Consider the following 20,504-nt stretch of genomic DNA (forward strand, 5'->3'; position numbering starts at 1 on the left):
ACACATCAGTAGCTTTCAGCTCTTGGTGCGCTTAGCTGTACGCTCTTGGTGTATTAGCTATAGGCTATTTGTTTTGATGGTCGTTACCTTTGCCAATCGGGAGATTCGCCATGACGGTAATGAACAACACTTTTTTATCTATTGAAGCTCTGTACTCAGAGCAAGACATCCAAGCTGTATCGAATGCATTTCAACAGTACGGACGTGAACAACAAATTAATCTTTTGAATCGAATGCCGCTCGAAGATGCGGTGCTAGTGCTGGGGCAATGCTCTTTGAGTACGATTCAGACTTTACTTAGTGAGCTAGAAGAGCAGGGCTTTGAGAAGCGCTCTCGACATCTAGCTCACCAACTAGGGCTGATCTACTCTGAGGTAGAACCTCAACAGGGTTACCTTTCGACTGGCGTCATGAGCCACGTCAGGCAGCGTATCGGTTGGATTATTGCGTTAGCACTATTGGGAATCGTCTCAGGGCTTATCATTGCTCAGTATGAAGACATTCTCAGTCAGTTGGTACTTTTGGCAATCTACATGCCGGTAATTGCTGCTGCTGGTGGTAACACCGGAACACAAGCAGCGACTTTGGTGATCCGAGCCTTAGCCACAGGTGAGTTGAAAAAACGCCAATGGGCTAACGTTCTATGGAAAGAGTTTAGAGTTGCTATTTGTTTAGCTTTAGCGATTGCTGTAGTGATGATTGGACGTATTTTGCTCTTTAGTGAAAACCAAGCGACAGGTGGTTATGATATCAACATGATTGCGTTAGCTATTGCGGTAGCGCTGTTTATTCAGGTGACCATATCAACCGTGCTGGGTGGCGGATTGCCGATAGTTGCTAGGCTATTTAAGCTTGATCCAGCGGTGTTAGTGAGCCCAGTGCTTGCTTCCATAGTTGATATCTCAGGAATGTGGATCTACTTCACTGTGGTTAACTCATTCCTCGGTATCGCTTAGCTCCTATAAAAATAGGCACCTATAAAAATAGCTAAATACATCTGAGAAATAAAAATGGCGCTGCAGATTGAAGGTCTTCAGCGCCATTTTTATTATTAAACTAGAAGCTTACACAAAGCTAAGCATTACTTAGATTTGCTTTGTGGTTGACTGAACTCGACCACATCTTTGTAGAAAGCACGTTCAAACTGGGTGATTGGTGCTTCCACTGGTTTGTCTGGATCTTGTTCTTCAGGGAAGTAATCACGGACAAATTGCACAAACAGAGAGTTTGGTTTTCCCGCTTTATCCAATCCGTATCCCGCCATGTTGTAACTGCCGTATAGAGAACCACTTTTGGCGATAATGTTGCCTTGAATCGGTGCTTTTCTCATGCTTTGACGGTATTTGAGCGTTCCATCAGTGCCAGATCTAGGCATAGCCTCAATCAGGTTGAGCTGTTGATCGTTTTCCCAGATATAACGAAGCACTTGAGCCATGGTCTGTGACCTCATTCGGTTGTTTCTGGATAACCCTGAACCATCGACGAGCTGCGCTTTACTGAGGTCAATATTAGCCTTGGTCAGCAGTATCTGCTTTATCGCTTCAGTACCGTTATTGAAGCTACCCGGTTGAACATAAAATGTCGCTCCTAGCGTTTTAGTTAGATTATCTGCGATAAGGTTATCCGACTTCTTGAGCATGATATCGAGCAGTTCAGGAAGCTTTTCTGAGTTGTGACTAGCGACTAACGTGGTTTTGTCTGCTTTCGCTTTTTTACCAATAATCACATCACCTTTTACTTCTATTTTCAGTTCTTTGAGAAGCGATGTCACGACTTGATAGGTGTAAAGTTCTGGATTTTGAATCGCGAACTTGAGTGGCAGTGGCTTTTTACGCTCAACCAAGCAACCAGAGAGCTTGTAAGCGTTATCTGGTGTGGTGATGAGTTCCAAGTCGCATTGTGTCGCCTTCTGCCCAGAGCGAGTTACCGTGGCAGCGGTGGTCGTCACGTCTATCGGATAGTGAGCGGGAATATAAACGCGAGTGCTGCCATTACCTTTTGTATAAATAGAGGCTTGTGCGCAGTTGCTGTCCAAGGTCATTGCACTAGAAGGCGCGCTGTAACAAACGCCTAAAATGTCCCAAGGCCAACCCACCGCGCGTTGATAGCCCGTATAAGTCGAGTTATCGAGATACAGGTTACCGTTAATGGTTTTAGATTGTGATTTAGTATATTGAGCTAAAAGCCTTTTTAACTGCTCTCTTTGTAGCGTCGGGTCGCCGCTGAATGAGAGCACAACATCTTTATTAGAACGAGCAATGCTAGTCGTATAGTGAAAGTCATCCCCTAATTCCAACTTCGCTGCTAAAGCTGTGACCAGCTTTAAAGTACTGGCGGGAGGGTAGAAGCCATCACTGTTGGAATTCATTTTGTATGAATCGCCTCTCAGGGATTCCAAAATTACACTGGTGCTACTGCCATCAGGCAGTTTATCTAGAGGGGGGTAAGCGAAAGCGTTAACTGAGAAAGCGCTAATGGAAAAACTACATACAAGTAGTGTGGATAGAAGGCGCATAGAAGATTTCTTGGATGGCTGATGTTTTCAGTATACAGATATAAAAAACGCCCGCTAGATAGCGGGCGTTTTGATTCTCAATTAACTAATTAATCAATTAGATAATCAGAATTAGAAGTCGTAACGTAGACCTAGAGCGATTTCGTCTTCAGCGTCAGCTTTAGATGCATTACCGTTTACTAGAGATGTACCGCCGATCTTGTCACCTTCAGAAATTAGGTTGAAGTTGTACGAGATGTACGTGCGGAAGTTAGGCTTGAAGTAGTAAGTTGCATCGATTGCAACGTTATCTGCAGAAGTCTCATCGTTAGTTTCTGCGTTGTTGTACGTTAGAGTAAACGCAGTTTTATCTAGCGTGTACGCAGTTGCAAATTCGTAACCTGTGTAATCTACAGTACGGCGTAGAGTGTCAGCTTCTTTCTCACCGTCAGTGAATACACCTGCAAAGTATAGAGCTTCAGTGCGGAAAGATGCCGCTAGCATGTATTCGTTGTCTAGGTCTTGATCAGCGTAACCCGCACCTAGCTTGAAGCCAGAATCGCCGATTGCGTAGATACCAGATAGAGAGTAACCATCTTCACCGTTGTCGTCGTAACCACTGTCAGTTGCTGAATCTGTACGATCTGCAAAGCGGTAGCTTGCTTTTACGCTTAGGTCTTGGAATTGACCTTTGTAAGAAAGCATGTTGTCTGTACGGTCTGCTGCTGCAAGTTTGTCTGCTGCGGAATTACCGTGGTAAGACATGATATCAGTGAAGTCTGTGATAACGCCTAGAGCGCCGTCGTTCTTACCGTATGTCACTTCTCCGAATGTACCGCCGATACCAGCGTAAGCGTAACGGTTGTCTAAACTGTCTACCGTAACTTTTTCGCCAGATGTATTTAGTACAGTTTCTGGGTTAGAAACGAATTCGCCTTCGTAGAAACCAACGCCGTATAGGCCATCTTGGATTTCAACTTTACCTAGGAAGTTTAGACGTACACGAGAGTTGTCTTGTGCTTTGCCATCTTTTAGAGATAGACGAGCTTCCGCACGACCACCGATTTCTAGAGAAGTGCCGTTTGAGCTGTATACAGATGTACCTTCGATACCACCAGCTTGTTTACCGTCCGCTGCCACTGCGTTAGTAGCAAGAGCTGCAGCAGATACAGCAAGCGCGATCATAGTCTTGTTCATGTTATTATTTCCTAATTACTGTCCATAGAAGTTTTATCAAGGATTTGAACCCTTTTGTGTATTGCCTGTATTAATCAGGCTTCATAATCATGATTAGAACAGAAGTCTGAAAAATGCCAGTGCAATCCATGGGTTACTTTTTACCTCTAAAGTTCCATGGTCAGTTAGTAAAATGATATAAAACTAAAAAATGAACACTGTTTTATTATATCTCTTGTTGATTAAGTGTTTGTTTTAAAGTGATTTTTATAAAAGTGTGATCTGTGTTTATTTTGTTTGTTTTTTGTTTTTTTAGGTATTTAATTCTCAACTTATTGATGGGGAGGTTATTATTCATTTTTGTGATGTCTGTAATTTAGACCTAGATAAAGCTTTTATAACGCAAAGTGGAATAAAGGTGATTTAGCCATAAAGTTTGTTTACACTAAGCCAAATCGTTTTGTTTCTATCACCCAATAAATACGTTGGGTGTATTTATGTTGGCCAAAGAAAGCTTTGGCATAGAGGTAAAAAATGGAAAAGGTTCCAATGACAGTACGTGGCGCTCAGCAGCTACGTGATGAATTAGATCGCCTACTTAAGCTACGCCCTGTTATCTCAGCAGCTATTGGTGAAGCACGTGAACTAGGTGACTTAAAAGAGAATGCTGAATACCACGCCGCTCGTGAAGAGCAAGGTATCTGTGAAGCTCAAATCCGTGATATCGAATATAAGCTATCACTGGCTCAGATCATCGATGTAACGCAAATGGATAATACGGGCAAGATTATCTTTGGTACGACAGTGACACTGATTGATGTGGATACCGATGATGAGTTCCGCTACCAAATCGTTTCAGAAGACGAAGCAGACATCAAAACGGGTCGCATTTCTGTGAAATCGCCAATTGCTCGCGGTCTTATCGGTAAAATGGAAGGCGACGAAGTCATGATCTCTACCCCTGGTGGTGACAAAGACTTCGAAATCGACAAAGTAGAATATATCTAATTGAATTTTCTTTGTTTCTGATAAGTAAAAAGGTCGCTAAATGCGACCTTTTTCGTTTCTCACGCTACACTAAAAGATAAGCGCTGTGGCTTCCTATTAGTGAAGTTAGCTTATATCAAACTCGCTTATTTACGTGGAATCTCGATTTTACGTGCTTCTGACTGGCGGAACAGTACTAGAACTTTACCGATAGTCTGTACTTTCTCAGCTTTAGTTTCACGTACAATTGCATCGATAATCAGTTGCTTAGTCTCACGGTCTTCTGATGCAACTTTAATCTTGATCAGTTCGTGGTGGTCTAGAGCTAATTCGATTTCCGCTAGAACAGCTTCAGTAAGTCCATTTGCGCCCATTAGCACAACAGGTTTTAAACTGTGAGCTAGGCCCTTTAGATGCTGCTTTTGTTTGGTACTTAGGTTCATTACGCGGCCAATTTTCTTTACTATTAGGGTTGAAAAAACCTATTTTAACGCCATCTAAAGCTGAAGACTATAATTTATTCAGCAATTAGTACTTTCCTCCAATTTAGGTATCCAATGAGCAAACAGAAACACTCGGCCAGTTCAGGCCGTTGGTTGAAGGAACACTTCGACGACAAGTACGCAAATGAAGCAAGAAAGAAAGGCTATCGTTCACGTGCTTATTTCAAAATGGAAGAGATTCAAACGAAAGATAAATTGCTGTCTCCTGGGATGACCATTGTGGATTTGGGTGCAGCACCTGGCGGTTGGTCTCAATATGCTGCTAAGATTGTTGGAGACAACGGACAAATCATTGCGTGTGACTTGTTACCAATGGATCCGATTGCTGGTGTTAGCTTTTTACAAGGCGATTTCCGCGAAGAAGCTGTGCTAGATGCCTTGTTGGAACGTATACAACCAAACATGGTTGATGTCGTGATGTCAGATATGGCACCTAATATAGCAGGCAACAATTCTGTGGATCAGCCAAGAGCTATGTATTTAGTTGAATTAGCTTTGGATATGTGTCGACAAGTTCTAGCTACCAATGGTAGTTTTGTTGTAAAAGTATTCCAAGGCGAAGGGTTTGACCAATACGTTAAGGACGTCCGCGAGATGTTTAAAACAGTAAAAGTTAGAAAACCCGACTCTTCTCGAGCTCGATCTCGTGAAGTGTTTATCGTAGCCACTGGTTACAAAGGTTAACGATTCTCTTCCAAGAGTGAGAGTTAACAACATGGCTACAGGTTACAAACTGTAGTACCCTACCTTTAATTACAATTAGTTATCGAGAGGCTTACACCTTGAGTGACATGGCAAAAAATTTAATTCTGTGGCTTGTTATCGCGGTAGTGTTGATGTCGGTATTCCAGAGCTTCGGCCCTGGGGAAAGTAACGGCAGAGCAGTAGATTACACCACGTTTGTACAGGAAGTTGGCCAAGGCCAGATTCAAGACGCACAGTTCAATAACAGCGAAATCACTTTCACACGTCGTGGTGGTGGTTCTAAGTATGTAACTTACATGCCTGTTTATGATCAAAAGCTACTTGATGACTTAATTAATCAAAACGTAAAAGTTCAGGGTACACCACCTGAAGAGCAGAGCCTGCTTGGCACTATCTTCATCTCATGGTTCCCAATGATCTTACTGATTGGTGTATGGATTTTCTTCATGCGTCAAATGCAAGGCGGCGGCGGCGGTAAAGGCGCGATGTCTTTCGGTAAGAGTAAAGCTCGAATGATGAGCGAAGAACAAATCAAAACCATGTTTGCTGATGTTGCTGGTTGTGACGAAGCAAAAGAAGACGTGAAAGAGCTTGTGGACTACCTTCGTGACCCAAGCCGCTTCCAAAAGCTAGGTGGTAAGATCCCGACAGGTATCCTGTTGGTTGGTCCTCCTGGTACGGGTAAAACATTGCTTGCAAAAGCGATTGCCGGTGAAGCGAAAGTACCGTTCTTTACTATCTCTGGTTCTGACTTCGTTGAAATGTTTGTTGGTGTTGGTGCATCTCGTGTGCGTGACATGTTCGAACAAGCGAAGAAAGCGGCACCTTGTATCATCTTTATCGATGAAATTGATGCTGTAGGTCGTCAACGTGGCGCTGGTGTTGGTGGTGGTCACGATGAACGTGAACAAACACTGAACCAAATGTTGGTTGAGATGGATGGTTTCGAAGGTAACGAAGGTATTATCGTTATCGCTGCGACTAACCGTCCAGACGTACTAGACCCTGCATTACTTCGTCCTGGTCGTTTTGACCGTCAAGTTGTGGTTGGTCTACCGGATGTACGTGGTCGTGAACAGATTCTTAAAGTACACATGCGTAAAGTGCCACTATCAGGTGATGTTGAACCGTCGCTGATCGCTCGTGGTACTCCAGGCTTCTCTGGTGCAGATCTTGCGAACCTTGTGAACGAAGCGGCGCTATTTGCTGCTCGTGGTAACAAGCGCAATGTATCTATGGTTGAGTTTGAACTTGCGAAAGACAAAATTATGATGGGTGCAGAGCGCCGTTCAATGGTTATGTCTGAAGAAGTGAAAGAGTCAACGGCTTACCACGAAGCGGGTCACGCAATTGTTGGTCGTTTGGTACCTGAACACGATCCAGTGTACAAGGTGTCAATCATTCCACGTGGTCGTGCGCTTGGTGTAACTATGTACCTACCTGAGCAAGACCGCGTAAGCATGTCTCGCCAACATCTAGAATCAATGATCTCTAGTTTGTACGGTGGTCGTCTTGCTGAAGAACTTATTTACGGTAAAGACAAAGTGTCAACTGGTGCGTCTAACGATATCGAACGTGCAACTGATATTGCTCGTAAGATGGTTACGCAGTGGGGCTTCTCTGAGAAATTGGGTCCTCTTCTTTACGCAGAAGAAGAAGGTGAAGTTTTCCTAGGTCGCGGCATGAGCCAAGCTAAGCACGTTTCTGATGACACGACTAAGCTTATCGATGAAGAGATTCGTATCCTTATCGACCGTAACTACGATAGAGCTAAGAAGATTCTTGAAGATAACATGGATATCATGCATTCGATGAAAGACGCTCTAATGAAGTTCGAAACGATCGATGCAGGTCAAATTGATGACTTGATGGAGCGTAAGCAAGAGATTCGTGATCCAGCTGGTTGGGGTGATCAGGTAAAAGCTGAACCTACAAAGGAAGAAGCAAAACCTGAAGCTAAGGCAGAAGAAGCTAAAGCGGAACCAAAAGCTGAAGAGTCGAAAGTTGAAGAAGTTAAATCTGAAACAGATGATGCTCAAAACAAAGATTCTTAATTGCTAAGCTTTAAATTAAAACCCTGAGTACGCTCAGGGTTTTTCTGTTTCTAGCCCTAGATGTTTTTACCTTTAAGACCCACCTTCCATGATATTAAAAGCACATAATAAAACGCTCGTTTTAGACCGCCCACATGTGATGGGTATCCTCAATGTTACGCCTGACTCTTTCTCTGATGGCGGAAAATTCAATTCATTAGATAATGCTTTACTGCAAGCAGAGCGAATGATTCAAGCTGGTGTTAGCATTATTGACATTGGTGGTGAATCAACTCGCCCGGGAGCGCCTGACGTTCCTTTAGAAGAAGAGCTCGCTCGCGTTATTCCTGCCATTAAAGCAATTCGCGCTAAGTTTGATGTGTGGATCTCCATTGATACCAGTAAAGCTGAAGTGATGCGCCAAGCCGTTGAAGCGGGGGCTGATTTGATCAATGATGTGCGCGCACTGCAAGAGCCCGGAGCTTTAGAAGCGGCCGCCGATGCTAATGTGCCCGTTTGCCTGATGCACATGAAAGGTCAGCCAAGAACCATGCAAGCTAACCCTAATTACGATGATGTCCTAATGGATGTTGAAGCGTTCTTAAAAGAAAGGGTGGAGGCTTGTGAGGCTGTTGGTATATCAAAAGATCAGCTGATTCTGGATCCTGGTTTTGGTTTTGGTAAAACCATTGAGCATAATTACCACCTATTAGCGCACCTTGAAAAGTTTCATTCGTTAGGCTTACCTGTTTTAGCGGGGATGTCGAGAAAATCGATGATCTTTAAATTGCTAGACAAGGTTCCGGCCGACTGCATGGTCGCAAGCGTCACTTGCGCGACGATTGCCGCGATGAAAGGCGCACAAATTATTCGCGTTCATGATGTCGAGGAGACACTGGAAGCGATGAAAATAATCGAAGTGATGAACAACAATCACTAAATATAATTAAGGAAAATCACTATGTCTGATAAAAGACGTTATTTCGGCACAGATGGTGTGCGTGGCAAAGTAGGCCAGTACCCGATTACACCTGATTTTGTTCTGAAGCTTGGCTGGGCTGCGGGTCGTGTTCTTGCGAAGCAAGGCACAAAGAAAGTCATCATTGGTAAAGATACTCGTATCTCTGGTTACATGCTTGAGTCAGCGCTAGAAGCTGGCCTTGCTGCTGCTGGTCTTCAGGCTACGTTTACTGGCCCAATGCCAACACCTGCTGTGGCTTACCTAACTCAAACCTTCCGCGCTGAAGCCGGTATTGTTATCTCTGCATCACACAACCCATACTACGATAACGGTATCAAGTTCTTCTCTTCTGAGGGAACAAAACTGCCGGACGATATCGAGTTGGCAATTGAAGCAGAGTTGGATAAAGACATCGAATGTGTTGATTCTTCAGAGCTAGGTAAAGCAGTACGTTTGAACGATGCGGCTGGCCGTTACATCGAGTTCTGTAAAAGTACGTTCCCACATAAAATGACATTAGCTGGCATGAAGATCGTTATCGATTGTGCACATGGTGCGACTTACCACATTGCGCCTGCTGTATTTAAAGAACTGGGTGCTGAGGTCGTTGCGATTGGTGTTGAGCCAAACGGTACTAACATCAACCACGAAGTCGGTGCGACGGATGTACGTGCTCTGCAAGCAAAAGTGCTTGAAGGAAAAGCGGCATTAGGTCTTGGCTTTGATGGTGATGGTGACCGTATCATCATGGTTGACGAGCTAGGCAACAAAGTTGATGGCGACCAAATCGCTTACATTATTGCTCGTGATGCACTGCGTCGCGGTGAGTTGAAAGGCGGCGTTGTTGGTACACTAATGACCAACCTGGGTATGGAAAACGGCCTTAAGCAGTTAGGTATTCCGTTTGTACGTGCTGCTGTTGGTGACCGTTACGTAATGGAACAGCTTCTTGCTAAAGGCTGGAAGATCGGCGCTGAAAACTCGGGGCACGTTATCCTACTAGATAAAGTGACGACGGGTGATGCTATCGTTGCTGCTCTGCAAGTTTTGGCTTCAGTTGTTGATAGCGAAATGACACTGAATGAGTTGTCTCAGGGCATGACGTTGTACCCTCAAGTTCTAGAAAACGTTCGTTTCAGCGGAGATTCAAACCCACTAGAAGCCGAAGCGGTAAAAGCAGCGGTTGTTGAAGTAGAAGCAGAGCTTGGCGAGAAAGGCCGTGTACTATTACGCAAGTCTGGTACCGAGCCACTACTGCGTGTCATGGTTGAAGGCGAAGATGCAGAGCTTGTTCAAGCATCAGCGCTTAAGATTGCAGATGCAGTAAAAGCAAACTGCTAATTTAACCTTTTACTTAGCTGGCGCAGCGAATAGCGCTTGTGATTAGAAGTGGTTGACTTATATCACGGTCAAAAGATATAACGGTCAAAAGAGACATAAATGAGTTTTGTGTCGCTTTTGACCTTTTTTTGACCATTCACTTGGTAAAGGCTTATTTTTTAGCAAATTCTCCTTGTCAGCCATCGTCGCATTCGCTAGTATTGCTCGGCCTTCAGTTAGGAGGTCGCTAGCCTTGTTCTTAAAAATAGTTTTTTGAACGGCGCTGGCTCAACAATTAGGAACATAGGTGGAAAAATGTTTACAGTTCTACTTGTGATTTACCTGTTGGCAGCGCTTGGTGTAATTGGCCTAGTGTTGATTCAACAAGGTAAAGGCGCAGATATGGGAGCCTCTTTCGGTGCTGGCGCTTCAAACACTGTGTTTGGTGCTGGTGGCTCAGGAAATTTCCTTACCCGAATGACTGCAATTTTTGCAACTACATTTTTTATCCTTAGCTTAGTGCTTGGTAATATGTCTACACATAAAACTGAGTCACAATGGATTGACCCGACCCAAGGTCAGGTGATTCAACAAGCTGATGATGCAGTGAGTGAAGTTCCGGCGCAAGGCGACGAAATTCCACAATAATCTGTAAAGATTTGATGCCGAGATGGTGAAATTGGTAGACACGCTAGCATGAGGTGCTAGTGCCTTAGGGTGTGAGGGTTCGAGTCCCTCTCTCGGCACCATGTTTACAAACTTGTAAAACATCTTGTTGGGCGTATAATGCTCGCAAGTCGGACGCGGGATGGAGCAGTTTGGTAGCTCGTCGGGCTCATAACCCGAAGGTCGTCGGTTCAAATCCGGCTCCCGCAACCAATTTCAATGCTATTATATAGCTTGTATTGGTAGCAAGTTTGCACAGTGTGAACCTCACTGTGAGTTAGGTGCGATATCGAACGTGATGGCACTTAACATATAAGGGTCCAGCAACAAAAACCCCGGCTTATACGGGGTTTTTTGTTATCTAAGCATTTGTAAATGTATTTAGATAATGTTTGCTTGGAATTTAAATTGGGCTTTGAGCCCTTTTTTTGTTTCTGGAGTGGTTAAATGACTGGTTTAGAAAGACAACTTACTGAAATGCTTGACGCTCCAGTAGCAGCATCAGGTTATGAGTTAGTTGGATTAGAATTTATTCGTGCTGGTGAGCACTCAACGCTACGTATTTACATCGATTCACCAAACGGTATCAATGTAGATGATTGCGCTGAAGTTAGCCACCAAGTAAGTGCCGTAATGGACGTTGAAGATCCAATTTCAGTGGCTTATAACCTTGAAGTGTCTTCACCAGGTTTAGAGAGACCACTGTTCAAAGCAGAGCATTACCAACAATTTATTGGTCACGAGGTAAGCATCGTTTTGAAAATGGCTGTCGGCAACCGTCGTAAATGGAAAGGTGATATCCAATCTATCGAAGGCGAGACAGTGAAAGTATTGGTTGAAGGACAAGAAGAAGAATTCGTCCTGAGCAATATTGCGAAAGCTAACCTGATCCCTAAATTTTAGTTCTCCTAGAGAGAAGAGCTTAAGAGGCTAGATTAATGAACAAAGAAATTTTGGCGGTAGTAGAAGCTGTTTCAAATGAGAAAGCAGTTCCTCGTGAGCGTATTTTTGAAGCGCTTGAAATCGCGCTTGCAACGGCAACAAAAAAGAAAAGCGAACTAGAAATTGAAGTTCGTGTTGAAATTGACCGTAAAACGGGTGATTTCGAAACTTTCCGTCGTTGGGAAGCTGTTGAGGAAGTTGAATTCCCAACAAAAGAAATCTCTATTGAAGCTGCAAAGTACGATAACCCAGAGATCGAACTTGGCGGTTTCATTGAAGATGATATCGAATCAGTAACGTTTGACCGTATTACGACTCAAACGGCTAAGCAAGTTATCGTACAGAAAGTACGTGAAGCTGAACGCGCTCAAATCGTTGAGCAGTTCATCGATAACGAAGGCGAGCTAGTAACTGGCGCAGTTAAGAAAGTTAACCGTGACACTATTATTCTAGACCTAGGTAACAACGCTGAAGCGGTAATCCTTCGTGATGACCAACTTCCTCGTGAAAACTTCCGTCCAGGTGACCGTGTTCGTGGTCTTCTTTACGCAGTTAAACCAGAAGCTCGTGGTTTCCAGCTTTTCGTTACTCGTTCGAAGCCAGAAATGCTAGCTGAACTATTCCGTGTTGAAGTGCCTGAGATTGGTGAAGAGCTAATTGAACTTAAAGGTGCTGCACGTGATGCCGGTTCTCGTGCTAAAATCGCTGTGAAAACAAACGACAAACGTATTGACCCAGTTGGTGCGTGTGTTGGTATGCGTGGCGCACGTGTACAAGCTGTTTCTAACGATCTTGGTGGTGAACGTATCGATATCGTTCTTTGGGATGATAACCCGGCTCAATTCGTAATCAACGCAATGGCTCCTGCTGATGTTGCTTCAATCATCGTTGATGAAGACGCACACTCTATGGATATCGCTGTTGAAGCGGATAACCTAGCACAAGCGATTGGCCGTAGCGGTCAAAACGTACGTCTAGCGTCTCAACTTACTGGTTGGGAACTGAACGTAATGACTGTTGCTGATCTTGAGAAGAAGCACCAAGAAGAAGCAGTTGCCTCTATTGAAAACTTCATGAAGCACCTAGACATTGAAGAAGACTTTGCTCAAATGCTTGTTGAAGAAGGCTTCTCTACGCTTGAAGAAGTAGCATACGTTCCTGTGAACGAACTTCTTGAAGTAGACGGTCTAGACGAAGGTATCGTTGAAGAACTACGTAACCGCGCAAAAGACGCACTGACTACTCTAGCGCTAGCGAAAGAAGAAACTTTCGACGGTGTTGAGCCTGCTGAAGACTTACTTGCACTTGAAGGTCTTGAGCGTGAAATGGCTTACAAGCTAGCAGCAAAAGGCGTTGCGACACTGGAAGACCTAGCTGACCAAGGCGTTGATGAACTAGAAGGCATCGAAGACCTAACTGCAGAGCGTGCAGGCGAGCTAATTATGGCTGCGCGTAACATCTGTTGGTTCGGCGACGAAGAATAATTCAGCAAGGAGAGAAAGCGGTATGACACAATTAACAGTTAAAGCACTGAGTGAAGAGATTGGTACGCCAGTTGACCGCTTAATTGAACAACTTGCTGATGCAGGCATGAAGAAAGCAGGGTCGGATCAAGTGACTGATTCAGAGAAGCAAACATTGCTAACGCACCTTAAAAAGGAGCACGGCGATACTTCAGGCGAAACAGAACCGACTCGTTTAACTCTTCAACGCAAGACCCGCAGCACGCTAAGTGTTGCCGCTGGAGGCGGTAAGAGTAAGGATGTTCAAGTAGAGGTACGTAAAAAGCGTACTTACGTGAAGCGCAGCACTATTGAAGATGAAGCGAAACGTGAAGCTGAGGAAGTAGCTAATCGTGAAGCGGAAGAGAAAGCACAACGCGATGCTGAAGAGCAAGCGAAACGTGATGCTGCAGAGAAAGCACAGCGCGAAGCTGAAGAAAAAGTAACACGTGAAGCGGATGCAAAACGTGAAGCTGAAGAGAAGGCTCAACGCGCACAAGCTGAAAAGGCTAAAAAAGACATGAATTCAAAAAATGCAGACGCTAACGCACAAGCGAAAAAAGAAGCGGATGAACTTAAAGCTCGTCAAGAGCTAGAAGCAACTCGTAAAGCAGAAGCTGAAGCAGCTAAGCTTGTTGAAGAAGCTCGTAAGTTAGCAGAAGAGAACCAAGAACGTTGGTCTGAAGAAGAGAAGAAGAAGAAAGAGCAAGAGAAATCTGCGGATTACCATGTGACTACTTCTACTTACGCTCGTGAAGCTGAAGATGCGGCAGATAAGAAAGATGAGAAAGCACCTCGTCGTCGCAAGAAGAAAGCAGCTCCTGCTAACCAACCTGCAAACAACCGTGGTGGTCGTAACCAGCGTGGTCGTGGCGGTAAAGGTAAGCTTGCTAAACCAACTTCAATGCAGCAAGGCTTCGATAAGTCAGCAACTGTTGCTAAATCTGACGTTGCTATCGGCGAAACTATCGTTGTTTCTGAACTGGCTAGCAAAATGTCAGTTAAAGCAACTGAAGTTATCAAAGTAATGATGAAGATGGGCGCTATGGCGACTATCAACCAAGTGATCGACCAAGAAACAGCACAACTTGTTGCTGAAGAAATGGGTCACAAGGTAATCCTACGTAAAGAAAACGAACTTGAAGAAGCAGTACTAGCTGACCGTGATAGCGATGCTATCGCTGAAGGTCGTGCTCCTGTTGTTACTATCATGGGTCACGTTGACCACGGTAAAACTTCAACACTTGATTACATTCGTAAAGCACACGTTGCTTCTGGCGAAGCTGGCGGTATCACGCAGCACATTGGTGCTTACCACGTAGATACTGACAACGGTATGATCACTTTCCTTGATACTCCTGGACACGCGGCGTTTACAGCTATGCGTGCTCGTGGTGCTCAAGCGACAGATATCGTTGTACTTGTAGTTGCAGCAGACGATGGCGTAATGCCACAAACAATCGAAGCAATCCAGCACGCGAAAGCGGCAGGCGTTCCTCTGATTGTTGCTGTGAACAAGATCGATAAAGAGGGTGCAAACCCAGACAACGTTAAGAATGAGCTAGCTCAATACGACGTTATCCCTGAAGAATGGGGTGGTGAGAACATCTTCGTTCACATCTCTGCTAAACAGGGTACAAACATCGATGGTCTTCTAGAAGCTATCCTTCTTCAGTCTGAAGTTCTTGAACTTACAGCGGTTAAAGAAGGCATGGCGTCTGGTGTTGTTGTTGAATCTCGTCTTGATAAAGGTCGTGGTCCAGTTGCAACAGTACTAGTACAGTCTGGTACTCTAAACAAAGGCGATATCGTTCTTTGTGGTCAAGAGTACGGCCGTGTTCGTGCAATGCGTGATGAAAACGGTAAAGACATCGAAACTGCAGGTCCATCTATTCCTGTAGAAATTCTAGGTCTTTCTGGTGTTCCTTCGTCAGGCGATGAAGCGACTGTTGTACGTGATGAGCGTAAAGCACGTGAAGTTGCGAACTACCGTCAAGGTAAATTCCGTGATGTTAAACTAGCTCGCCAACAAAAAGCGAAACTAGAGAACATGTTCGCGAACATGACGGCTGGCGAAGTTGCTGAGCTTAACGTGGTACTTAAAGCTGACGTTCAAGGTTCTGTAGAAGCGATTGCTGACTCTCTACTGAAACTGTCAACTGACGAAGTGAAAGTGAACATCGTAGGTTCTGGTGTTGGTGGTATTACTGAAACTGATGCAACGCTTGCTGCAGCTTCTAACGCTATCATCCTTGGTTTCAACGTTCGTGCTGACGCAACTGCGCGTAACACGGTTCAGAACGAAAACCTAGATCTACGTTACTACTCAATCATTTACCAACTAATTGACGAAGTTAAACAGGCGATGGGCGGTATGCTTGCTCCTGAATTCCGTCAAGAGATCATTGGTCTTGCACAAGTTCGTGACGTATTTAAGTCGCCTAAACTTGGTGCAATCGCTGGTTGTATCGTGACTGAAGGTACGATTAAGCGTAGCAACCCAATCCGTGTACTTCGTGAAAACGTTGTTATCTACGAAGGTGAACTAGAGTCACTTCGTCGCTTTAAAGATGACGTTCAAGAAGTTAAGAACGGTTACGAGTGTGGTGTCGGCGTTAAGAACTACAACGACGTTCGCGTTGGTGACCAGATCGAAGTATTCGAAATCGTTGAGGTTAAACGTACTCTAGACTAATCAGTCTGTACGACTCGACATATTGACTAAGGTTACTAACATTACTAGTAAAGGTAATAAGTAATCGGTTGTTGAATACACCATGGGGGGCTGGTTATTACCAAGCCCCCCATCTTTCTAAGTGAGAAAAGAAAATGTCAAAAGAATTTAGCCGCACACAACGTGTGTCTCAGCAGCTTCAAAAAGAGCTTGCGCTTATCCTACAACGTGAAGTTCGTGACTCACGTATTGGTATGGTAACTATCTCAGACGTAGAAGTGTCTCGTGACCTTGCTTACGCAAAAGTGTTCGTGACTTTCCTGTGTGTTGGTGAGCAAACTCCTGAATCATGCCTTAAAGCTCTTAAAGAGCATGAAGTGCCAGTTCGTATGGCTCTTGGTAAGCGTATTCGCCACCGTCTAACGCCTGAAGTTCGTTTTACTTACGACAACACACTAGTAGAAGGCATGCGTATGTCTAACCTAGTAAGTGAAGTTCTGAACGATGATAAGCGTAAGCAAGAAGAAGCTGGCCGCACTGACGAAGCTCAGTCTAAGGGCGAAGAGTAATGGCTCGCCGTCGTAAAGGTCGCCCTATCAACGGGGTAATTCTATTAGATAAGCCGACTGGCATTTCGTCTAATGATGCACTGCAAAAAGTAAAGCGTATTTACTTTGCAGAGAAGGCAGGGCACACCGGTGCTCTGGATCCTCTTGCGACTGGCATGCTGCCAATTTGTCTTGGTGAAGCAACGAAGTTCTCTCAGTTTCTTCTAGATTCTGATAAGCGCTACGTTGTTATCGCTAAGCTTGGTGAGCGTACCAATACCTCTGACTCTGATGGTGAAGTGGTAGAGACACGTGATGTTAACGTGACTCAAGAACAGCTTGAACGTTGCATTGCGAGCTTCAAGGGTGAAACCGATCAGATACCATCAATGTTTTCGGCATTGAAGTATCAAGGTAAGCCTTTGTACGAATACGCACGTGCAGGTATCGAGGTTCCTCGTGAGTCTCGTAAGATCACTGTGTACTCTATTGAACTGCTTCGCTTTGAAGGTGATGAAGTTGAAATGGAAGTGCATTGTTCGAAAGGCACATACATCCGCACAATTACCGACGACCTTGGTGAAATGCTAGGTTGTGGTGCTCACGTGACCATGCTTCGTCGTACAGGTGTCGCAAAGTACCCATACGAGCGTATGGTGACTTTGGAGCAGTTAAACGAGATCCTAGAGCAAGCACAGGCGCAAGAAATTGCACCGAAAGAGCTGCTTGATCCACTGCTGATGCCAATGGACACTGCCGTTGAAGACTTACCAGAAGTAAACCTGAACGCGGAACTGACTGACCTAGTTCAGCACGGTATGCCAGTTCAGGTTGCTGGTGCGCCAACTGAAGGCACGGTTCGTATGACAAGTGGCGAAGAGAAGCTGTTTGTCGGCGTAGCTCAGATTGCTGAAGATGGCCGAGTTGCACCGAAGCGTTTGGTTGTTTTCAGAGATGAAGAGCCACAAGCGTAGCGCTTACATCGGATCTTAGCGCTGAGTCGTGAAAAGTGAGCAAATAAGATAGAAAGCGAACGCCTAATTTAGGTGGTTCGCTTTTTTCGTTTTTAATGGGTTCGATTGTTATTGCACCAACTGACAAACTTCCCTATAATCCTCGGCTCGCGTAGCGGCTGAATCAGAGATTGGCTGCTACAAATATAAACTTACTCTTATCAGGAGAGAATTATGTCTCTGAATGCAGAAACTAAAGCAGCAATCGTTGCAGAATACGCACAATCTGAAGGCGACACAGGTTCACCAGAAGTACAAGTAGCACTACTTACTGCTTCTATCAACCACCTACAAGGTCACTTCAAAGCGCACAAACACGATCACCACAGCCGTCGTGGTCTACTACGTATGGTTTCTAGCCGTCGTAAGCTTCTTGATTACTTGAAAGGCAAAAACCTTGCTCGTTACCAAGACCTAATCAAGCGTCTAGGCCTACGTCGCTAATAGCGATGTCTGCAAAGACAGTTTGAAGAAAAGGAGCATTTATGCTCCTTTTTTTGTGCCTGTAAGAAAATGCTAGGCTGGATGCTCAGAATATCATCTGGCTTTTTCTGATAGGAAATATATCTCCTAATAAAAATAGTTTATACTACGCCCGCCTATAGCGTTTTCAGCGTTTGGCAATCAACCTCTCAAGAGATTACAGTCACAGATGTCGGCCAATAGGTCGCGACTATTCAAAGGCGGATTTGGTCTTAATTCGGCGTATGAACACATACAAAGAGTCACCATCCTAAGTCCCTTTTCACTAGTCGCGATTGGTAATGTCTTGAGTCATTATTCACTTAATCTAAAGTCTGACTTTAGAGCTAAGGATATACAATGTTTGAAAAACCAGTTGTAAAATCGTTCCAGTACGGTAACCACACCGTTACTCTAGAAACGGGCGTAATTGCACGTCAAGCTACTGCTGCTGTAATGGCGACTATGGACGATACTTCAGTATTCGTTTCTGTTGTTGCTAAGAAAGAAGCAGTTGCAGGTCAAGACTTCTTCCCACTAACAGTAAACTACCAAGAGCGTACATACGCTGCGGGTAAAATCCCTGGTGGTTTCTTCAAGCGTGAAGGTCGTCCATCTGAAGGCGAAACACTAACAGCTCGTCTGATTGACCGTCCAATTCGTCCACTTTTCCCAAGTGCGTTTAAAAACGAAGTTCAAGTTATCGCTACGGTTGTTTCTATCAACCCTGACGTAAACCCAGACATGATCACTATGATCGCAACATCTGCTGCGCTTGCTATCTCTGGTGCTCCATTCAATGGTCCTATCGGTGCTGCACGTGTTGGTCACATCGACGGCGAACTTGTTCTTAACCCATCAAATACTGAGCTTGAAAACTCTAAACTAGACCTAGTTGTGTCTGGTACAGAAGGCGCAGTACTTATGGTTGAATCTGAAGCAGATAACCTATCTGAAGAAGAAATGCTTTCAGCTGTTGTTTACGGTCACGACCAACAACAAGTTGTAATCAAAGCAATCAACGAGTTTGCTGCTGAAGTTGCAACTCCATCTTGGAACTGGGAAGCACCAGCAGTTAACACTGAGCTTAAAGCTCAAGTTGCTGAACTTGCTGAAACTCGTCTATCTGACGCGTACCAGATCACTGAGAAAATGGCTCGTTACGAGCAAGTTGGCGTAATCAAGAACGACGTTGTTGAAGCTCTAATTGCACAAGACGAAAACCTAGATGAGCGCGAAATCCGCGGCATGCTTGGTTCTCTAGAGAAAAACGTAGTACGTAGCCGCATCATCGCTGGCAACCCACGTATCGATGGCCGTGAAAAAGACATGGTTCGTGCGCTAGACGTACGTACTGGTGTTCTTCCACGTACACACGGTTCTTCTCTATTCACTCGTGGTGAAACTCAAGCACTTGTTACTGCAACGCTTGGCACACAACGTGATGCTCAAATCATCGACAGCCTGATGGGTGAGAAGAAAGACAACTTCCTTCTACACTACAACTTCCCTCCATACTGTGTAGGTGAAACTGGTTTCGTTGGTTCTCCTAAGCGTCGTGAAATTGGTCACGGTAAGCTTGCTAAACGTGGTATCCAAGCAGTAATGCCTTCTGTTGAAGAATTCCCATACACAGTTCGTGTTGTATCGGAAATCACAGAATCTAACGGTTCTTCTTCAATGGCTTCTGTATGTGGTACATCTCTAGCTCTTATGGATGCTGGTGTTCCAATCAAAGCTTCTGTTGCGGGTATCGCAATGGGTCTTGTTAAAGAAGGCGACGATTTCGTTGTTCTTTCTGACATCCTTGGCGACGAAGATCACCTAGGTGACATGGACTTTAAAGTAGCAGGTACTAACGCTGGTATCACTGCACTTCAAATGGACATCAAGATCGAAGGTATCACTAAAGAGATCATGCAAATTGCACTTAACCAAGCGCAAGGCGCACGTAAGCACATCCTTTCTGTAATGGATGAAGCTATCTCTGGTGCTCGTGAAGATATCTCTGAATTCGCTCCACGTATCCACACAATGAAAATCAGCTCTGATAAGATCAAAGATGTTATCGGTAAAGGCGGCGCAGTTATCCGTGCTCTTTGTGAAGAAACTGGTACTACAATCGAAATCGAAGACGATGGCACAATCAAGATTGCTGCTACTGAAGGCGCAGCTGCTAAAGAAGCTATCCGTCGTATCGAAGAGATCACAGCTGAAGTTGAAGTTGGCCGCATTTACCAAGGTAAAGTTGCTCGTCTAGCTGACTTCGGTGCATTCGTTACTATCCTTCCAGGTAAAGATGGTCTAGTACACATCTCTCAAATCGCTGACAAGCGCGTTGAGAAAGTGTCTGACTACCTAACTGAAGGTCAAGAAGTTCCTGTTAAGGTTCTTGAAATTGACCGTCAAGGCCGTGTACGTCTAAGCATGAAAGAAGCAGTTGAAACGCCAGCTGAAGGCGAAGCACCTGCTGCTGAGTAATTCTCAGTGTGTCGATGGTGATATCGCTTTTTAGTGA

Annotated in this window: 17 protein-coding genes and 2 tRNA genes; 16 read left to right on the forward strand and 3 right to left on the reverse strand. The window is 44.6% G+C overall.

Annotated elements, in window-relative coordinates:
- Positions 1-110: 110 nt before the first annotated feature.
- Positions 111-956 carry a magnesium transporter gene (locus AB4623_RS09135; protein WP_102428941.1) on the forward strand — a complete coding sequence of 282 codons (846 nt, stop codon included), beginning with the start codon at positions 111-113 and terminating at the stop codon, positions 954-956.
- A 125-nt stretch (positions 957-1,081) separates the two neighbouring features.
- On the opposite strand, the gene dacB is transcribed toward AB4623_RS09135, so the two are convergent.
- Complete coding sequence (gene dacB, locus AB4623_RS09140; protein WP_102428940.1) at positions 1,082-2,515, reverse strand: serine-type D-Ala-D-Ala carboxypeptidase; 1,434 nt, start codon at positions 2,513-2,515, stop codon at positions 1,082-1,084.
- 111 nt (positions 2,516-2,626) lie between these two features.
- Positions 2,627-3,691: a porin gene (locus AB4623_RS09145; RefSeq protein ID WP_102428939.1), complete on the reverse strand. Its 1,065-nt coding sequence runs from the start codon at positions 3,689-3,691 to the stop codon at positions 2,627-2,629.
- A gap of 513 nt (positions 3,692-4,204) precedes the next feature.
- Between AB4623_RS09145 and greA the strand changes: the two genes are divergently transcribed.
- Complete coding sequence (gene greA / locus AB4623_RS09150) at positions 4,205-4,678, forward strand: transcription elongation factor GreA (RefSeq protein ID WP_017059397.1); 474 nt, start codon at positions 4,205-4,207, stop codon at positions 4,676-4,678.
- A gap of 125 nt (positions 4,679-4,803) precedes the next feature.
- Here the strand turns inward: greA and yhbY are convergent, their stop codons facing one another.
- Positions 4,804-5,100 carry a ribosome assembly RNA-binding protein YhbY gene (gene yhbY / locus AB4623_RS09155; RefSeq protein WP_004738252.1) on the reverse strand — a complete coding sequence of 99 codons (297 nt, stop codon included), beginning with the start codon at positions 5,098-5,100 and terminating at the stop codon, positions 4,804-4,806.
- Between the two features lie 114 nt (positions 5,101-5,214).
- On the opposite strand from yhbY, the gene rlmE reads away from it, so the two are divergent.
- The 14 genes from rlmE (at position 5,215) to pnp (ending at position 20,467) form a co-directional block, all read left to right on the forward strand.
- Entirely contained in the window at positions 5,215-5,844 is a 630-nt protein-coding gene (gene rlmE / locus AB4623_RS09160) for a 23S rRNA (uridine(2552)-2'-O)-methyltransferase RlmE (protein WP_017059396.1), read from the forward strand.
- A 107-nt stretch (positions 5,845-5,951) separates the two neighbouring features.
- Complete coding sequence (gene ftsH / locus AB4623_RS09165) at positions 5,952-7,919, forward strand: ATP-dependent zinc metalloprotease FtsH (RefSeq protein WP_017068905.1); 1,968 nt, start codon at positions 5,952-5,954, stop codon at positions 7,917-7,919.
- 88 nt (positions 7,920-8,007) lie between these two features.
- A complete protein-coding gene (gene folP, locus AB4623_RS09170) occupies positions 8,008-8,838 on the forward strand; it encodes a dihydropteroate synthase (protein WP_102393175.1) in 831 nt (276 codons plus the stop codon).
- A gap of 21 nt (positions 8,839-8,859) precedes the next feature.
- A complete protein-coding gene (glmM, locus tag AB4623_RS09175) occupies positions 8,860-10,200 on the forward strand; it encodes a phosphoglucosamine mutase (RefSeq protein WP_372146227.1) in 1,341 nt (446 codons plus the stop codon).
- Positions 10,201-10,494: 294 nt separating this feature from the next.
- Positions 10,495-10,827: a preprotein translocase subunit SecG gene (gene secG, locus AB4623_RS09180; RefSeq protein WP_017059392.1), complete on the forward strand. Its 333-nt coding sequence runs from the start codon at positions 10,495-10,497 to the stop codon at positions 10,825-10,827.
- A 16-nt stretch (positions 10,828-10,843) separates the two neighbouring features.
- Positions 10,844-10,928 (forward strand) — tRNA-Leu (locus tag AB4623_RS09185).
- A 53-nt stretch (positions 10,929-10,981) separates the two neighbouring features.
- Positions 10,982-11,058 (forward strand) — tRNA-Met (locus AB4623_RS09190).
- Between the two features lie 234 nt (positions 11,059-11,292).
- A complete protein-coding gene (rimP, locus tag AB4623_RS09195) occupies positions 11,293-11,748 on the forward strand; it encodes a ribosome maturation factor RimP (RefSeq protein WP_004738265.1) in 456 nt (151 codons plus the stop codon).
- Positions 11,749-11,783: 35 nt separating this feature from the next.
- Entirely contained in the window at positions 11,784-13,271 is a 1,488-nt protein-coding gene (nusA, locus tag AB4623_RS09200; protein WP_372146229.1) for a transcription termination factor NusA, read from the forward strand.
- A 22-nt stretch (positions 13,272-13,293) separates the two neighbouring features.
- Positions 13,294-15,984, forward strand: a complete 2,691-nt coding sequence (infB, locus tag AB4623_RS09205) for a translation initiation factor IF-2 (RefSeq protein ID WP_017059231.1) — start codon at positions 13,294-13,296, stop codon at positions 15,982-15,984.
- A gap of 134 nt (positions 15,985-16,118) precedes the next feature.
- Positions 16,119-16,532 carry a 30S ribosome-binding factor RbfA gene (gene rbfA / locus AB4623_RS09210; RefSeq protein WP_017059232.1) on the forward strand — a complete coding sequence of 138 codons (414 nt, stop codon included), beginning with the start codon at positions 16,119-16,121 and terminating at the stop codon, positions 16,530-16,532.
- Complete coding sequence (gene truB / locus AB4623_RS09215) at positions 16,532-17,485, forward strand: tRNA pseudouridine(55) synthase TruB (RefSeq protein WP_017059233.1); 954 nt, start codon at positions 16,532-16,534, stop codon at positions 17,483-17,485. Before rbfA ends, truB begins: the two co-directional genes overlap by 1 nt.
- Before the next feature lie 213 nt (positions 17,486-17,698).
- Positions 17,699-17,968, forward strand: coding sequence for a 30S ribosomal protein S15 (gene rpsO / locus AB4623_RS09220; protein WP_010436144.1), 270 nt, complete (start codon positions 17,699-17,701; stop codon positions 17,966-17,968).
- 378 nt (positions 17,969-18,346) lie between these two features.
- Positions 18,347-20,467, forward strand: a complete 2,121-nt coding sequence (pnp, locus tag AB4623_RS09225) for a polyribonucleotide nucleotidyltransferase (RefSeq protein WP_017059234.1) — start codon at positions 18,347-18,349, stop codon at positions 20,465-20,467.
- The last annotated feature ends 37 nt before the right edge of the window (positions 20,468-20,504 follow it).

It is taken from the genome of Vibrio sp. 10N.222.52.C12, from assembly GCF_041474215.1.
Lineage (GTDB): Bacteria > Pseudomonadota > Gammaproteobacteria > Enterobacterales > Vibrionaceae > Vibrio > Vibrio crassostreae_C.

What these genes read in the sequence shown, in the direction of transcription:
- folP (WP_102393175.1), top strand. Translation starts at nt 8,008, where the DNA reads ATGATATTAAAAGCACATAATAAAACGCTCGTTTTAGACCGCCCACAT.
- nusA (WP_372146229.1), top strand. Translation starts at nt 11,784, where the DNA reads ATGAACAAAGAAATTTTGGCGGTAGTAGAAGCTGTTTCAAATGAGAAA.
- rbfA (WP_017059232.1), top strand. Translation starts at nt 16,119, where the DNA reads ATGTCAAAAGAATTTAGCCGCACACAACGTGTGTCTCAGCAGCTTCAA.
- rpsO (WP_010436144.1), top strand. Translation starts at nt 17,699, where the DNA reads ATGTCTCTGAATGCAGAAACTAAAGCAGCAATCGTTGCAGAATACGCA.
- AB4623_RS09145 (WP_102428939.1), bottom strand. Translation starts at nt 3,691, where the DNA reads ATGAACAAGACTATGATCGCGCTTGCTGTATCTGCTGCAGCTCTTGCT.
- truB (WP_017059233.1), top strand. Translation starts at nt 16,532, where the DNA reads ATGGCTCGCCGTCGTAAAGGTCGCCCTATCAACGGGGTAATTCTATTA.
- ftsH (WP_017068905.1), top strand. Translation starts at nt 5,952, where the DNA reads ATGGCAAAAAATTTAATTCTGTGGCTTGTTATCGCGGTAGTGTTGATG.
- rimP (WP_004738265.1), top strand. Translation starts at nt 11,293, where the DNA reads ATGACTGGTTTAGAAAGACAACTTACTGAAATGCTTGACGCTCCAGTA.
- secG (WP_017059392.1), top strand. Translation starts at nt 10,495, where the DNA reads ATGTTTACAGTTCTACTTGTGATTTACCTGTTGGCAGCGCTTGGTGTA.
- pnp (WP_017059234.1), top strand. Translation starts at nt 18,347, where the DNA reads ATGTTTGAAAAACCAGTTGTAAAATCGTTCCAGTACGGTAACCACACC.
- yhbY (WP_004738252.1), bottom strand. Translation starts at nt 5,100, where the DNA reads ATGAACCTAAGTACCAAACAAAAGCAGCATCTAAAGGGCCTAGCTCAC.
- greA (WP_017059397.1), top strand. Translation starts at nt 4,205, where the DNA reads ATGGAAAAGGTTCCAATGACAGTACGTGGCGCTCAGCAGCTACGTGAT.
- glmM (WP_372146227.1), top strand. Translation starts at nt 8,860, where the DNA reads ATGTCTGATAAAAGACGTTATTTCGGCACAGATGGTGTGCGTGGCAAA.
- dacB (WP_102428940.1), bottom strand. Translation starts at nt 2,515, where the DNA reads ATGCGCCTTCTATCCACACTACTTGTATGTAGTTTTTCCATTAGCGCT.
- infB (WP_017059231.1), top strand. Translation starts at nt 13,294, where the DNA reads ATGACACAATTAACAGTTAAAGCACTGAGTGAAGAGATTGGTACGCCA.
- AB4623_RS09135 (WP_102428941.1), top strand. Translation starts at nt 111, where the DNA reads ATGACGGTAATGAACAACACTTTTTTATCTATTGAAGCTCTGTACTCA.
- rlmE (WP_017059396.1), top strand. Translation starts at nt 5,215, where the DNA reads ATGAGCAAACAGAAACACTCGGCCAGTTCAGGCCGTTGGTTGAAGGAA.